This window comes from Salmonella sp. SAL00653, from assembly GCF_046552515.1.
GTDB lineage: Bacteria > Pseudomonadota > Gammaproteobacteria > Enterobacterales > Enterobacteriaceae > Salmonella > Salmonella enterica.
The window spans coordinates 1-3,186 of record NZ_JBGDTY010000039.1 but is presented as its reverse complement, the minus strand read 5'-3'; the positions used below and the strand labels follow the sequence as shown (position 1 = coordinate 3,186).

General features: G+C 63.8%; 2 protein-coding genes and 1 pseudogene. All 3 read left to right on the top strand.

What is annotated here, in order from left to right; translation table 11 throughout:
• Positions 1 to 81, top strand: a pseudogene (locus tag ACLJRU_RS23255) (oxaloacetate decarboxylase subunit gamma); the annotation flags it as partial.
• 15 nt (positions 82 to 96) lie between these two features.
• The gene (gene oadA / locus ACLJRU_RS23250; protein ID WP_001539519.1) at positions 97 to 1,872 is read left to right on the top strand and encodes a sodium-extruding oxaloacetate decarboxylase subunit alpha; all 1,776 of its coding nucleotides are present in this window, start codon (positions 97 to 99) and stop codon (positions 1,870 to 1,872) included.
• Between the two features lie 12 nt (positions 1,873 to 1,884).
• The gene (locus ACLJRU_RS23245; RefSeq protein ID WP_000444829.1) at positions 1,885 to 3,186 is read left to right on the top strand and encodes an oxalacetate decarboxylase subunit beta; all 1,302 of its coding nucleotides are present in this window, start codon (positions 1,885 to 1,887) and stop codon (positions 3,184 to 3,186) included.

The window sequence follows — 3,186 nt, the reverse complement described above, 5'->3', positions numbered from 1 at the left end:
GCCGTTCCCGTCGTGGACGACTTCACCCGCTTAAAGCCGGTGATTGCCGCCGCCATTCACCATCACCGCCTTAACGCTTAATTCCCGGAGGGATCCATGACCATTGCCATTACCGACGTCGTCCTGCGTGACGCCCACCAGTCCCTGTTCGCCACCCGCCTGCGCCTTGATGACATGCTGCCGATTGCCGCCGCGCTCGATGACGTGGGCTATGGCTCGCTGGAGTGCTGGGGCGGCGCCACCTTTGACGCCTGTATCCGCTTTCTCGGCGAAGACCCGTGGCTGCGCCTGCGCGAGCTTAAAAAGGCCATGCCGAAGACTCCCCTGCAGATGCTGCTGCGCGGCCAGAACCTGCTCGGCTATCGCCACTACGCCGATGACGTGGTGGAACGCTTCGTCGAACGCGCCGTCAAAAACGGCATGGACGTCTTCCGCGTCTTCGACGCCATGAACGACCCGCGCAATATGAAGGCCGCCCTGCAGGCGGTACGCAGCCACGGGGCGCACGCCCAGGGCACCCTCTCCTACACCACCAGCCCGGCCCACACCCTGCAGACCTGGCTGGATTTAACGGAGCAACTGCTGGAAACCGGCGTCGATTCCATCGCCATCAAGGATATGTCCGGCATTCTCACGCCGATGGCGGCGTATGAGCTGGTCAGCGAAATCAAAAAACGTTTTGAGGTGCGTCTGCACCTGCACTGCCATGCCACCACCGGGATGGCGGAGATGGCCCTGCTGAAGGCTATCGAGGCGGGTGTTGACGGCGTGGACACGGCGATTTCCTCCATGAGCGCCACCTACGGCCACCCGGCCACCGAAGCGCTGGTGGCAACGCTTGCCGGCACGGAACACGACACCGGGCTGGATATCCTGAAGCTGGAAAATATCGCCGCGTACTTCCGCGAGGTGCGCAAAAAGTATCACGCCTTTGAAGGCCAGCTGAAGGGCTACGACAGCCGTATTCTGGTGGCCCAGGTACCGGGCGGAATGCTCACCAACCTGGAAAGCCAGCTGAAGCAGCAGAACGCGGCGGACAAACTCGACCAGGTGCTGGCGGAAATCCCCCGCGTGCGCGAGGACCTCGGCTTTATCCCGCTGGTGACCCCCACCTCACAGATTGTCGGCACCCAGGCGGTGCTCAACGTCCTGACCGGCGAGCGCTACAAAACCATCGCCAAAGAAACCGCTGGCATTCTGAAAGGCGAATACGGCCACACCCCGGTGCCGGTGAACGCCGCGTTACAGGCCCGCGTGCTGGAAGGGGGCGCTCCGGTGACCTGCCGCCCGGCGGATTTACTCAAACCGGAACTGGCTGAACTGGAAGCGGACGTCAGGCGCCAGGCGCAGGAGAAGGGCATCACTCTGGCGGGAAACGCCATCGACGACGTGCTCACCGTGGCGCTGTTCCCGCAAATCGGCCTCAAATTCCTTGAGAACCGCCACAACCCGGCGGCGTTTGAGCCACTGCCGCAGGCGGAAGCCGCGCAGCCGGTGGCAAAAGCAGAGAAGCCTGCCGCCTCCGGTATCTATACCGTGGAAGTGGAAGGCAAAGCCTTTGTGGTGAAAGTCAGCGACGGCGGCGATATCAGCCAGCTTACTACGGCTGTTCCGGCGGCCTCTTCCGCACCGGTTCAGGCTGCCGCCCCGGCAGGCGCCGGCACCCCGGTCACCGCGCCGCTGGCGGGCAACATCTGGAAGGTGATTGCCACCGAGGGCCAGACGGTGGCCGAAGGCGACGTGCTGCTGATTCTGGAAGCCATGAAGATGGAAACCGAAATCCGCGCCGCGCAGGCCGGCACCGTCCGCGGTATCGCGGTGAAGTCCGGGGACGCGGTTTCCGTCGGCGACACCCTGATGACGCTGGCGTAACGGAGAACTGAAATGGAAAGTCTGAACGCCCTGCTGCAGGGCATGGGGCTGATGCACCTTGGCGCAGGCCAGGCCATCATGCTGCTGGTGAGCCTGCTGCTGCTGTGGCTGGCGATTGCGAAGAAGTTCGAGCCGTTGTTGTTGCTGCCGATTGGCTTCGGCGGGCTGCTCTCCAACATCCCGGAAGCGGGCATGGCGCTGACCGCGCTGGAGAGCCTGCTGGCGCATCACGACGCCGGGCAGCTGGCGGTGATTGCCGCGAAGCTTAACTGCGCGCCGGACGTGCACGCCATCAAGGAGGCGTTAGCGCTGGCGCTGCCGTCGGTGCAGGGCCAGATGGAAAATCTGGCGGTGGACATGGGCTACACGCCGGGGGTGCTGGCGCTGTTCTATAAAGTGGCGATTGGCTCCGGTGTCGCGCCGCTGGTCATCTTTATGGGAGTGGGCGCGATGACCGACTTCGGCCCGCTGCTGGCCAATCCGCGCACCCTGCTGCTGGGGGCGGCGGCGCAGTTCGGTATCTTCGCCACGGTGCTGGGGGCGCTGACGCTGAACTACTTCGGCCTTATCAGCTTCACCCTGCCGCAGGCGGCGGCCATCGGCATTATCGGCGGCGCGGACGGCCCGACGGCTATTTACCTGTCGGGCAAGCTGGCGCCGGAGCTGCTGGGGGCCATCGCGGTGGCGGCGTACTCGTATATGGCGCTGGTGCCGTTAATCCAGCCGCCGATTATGAAAGCGCTGACCACGGAGACGGAGCGGAAAATCCGCATGGTGCAGCTGCGCACGGTGAGTAAGCGGGAAAAAATCCTCTTCCCGGTAGTGCTGTTACTACTGGTGGCGCTGCTGCTGCCGGACGCCGCGCCGCTGCTGGGGATGTTCTGCTTTGGCAATCTGATGCGCGAAAGCGGCGTGGTGGAGCGTCTGAGCGACACGGTGCAGAACGGGCTGATTAACATCGTGACCATCTTCCTCGGGCTGTCGGTGGGCGCGAAGCTGGTCGCGGATAAGTTCCTGCAGCCGCAGACGCTGGGCATTCTGCTGCTGGGTGTGATTGCGTTCGGGATTGGGACGGCGGCCGGGGTGCTGATGGCGAAGCTGCTGAACCTGTGCAGTAAGAACAAAATCAACCCGCTTATCGGTTCGGCGGGGGTGTCGGCAGTGCCGATGGCGGCCCGCGTATCGAACAAAGTGGGGCTGGAATCAGACCCGCAGAACTTCCTGCTGATGCACGCGATGGGCCCGAACGTGGCGGGGGTTATCGGTTCGGCCATTGCGGCGGGCGTGATGCTGAAGTACGTGCTGGCGATGTAA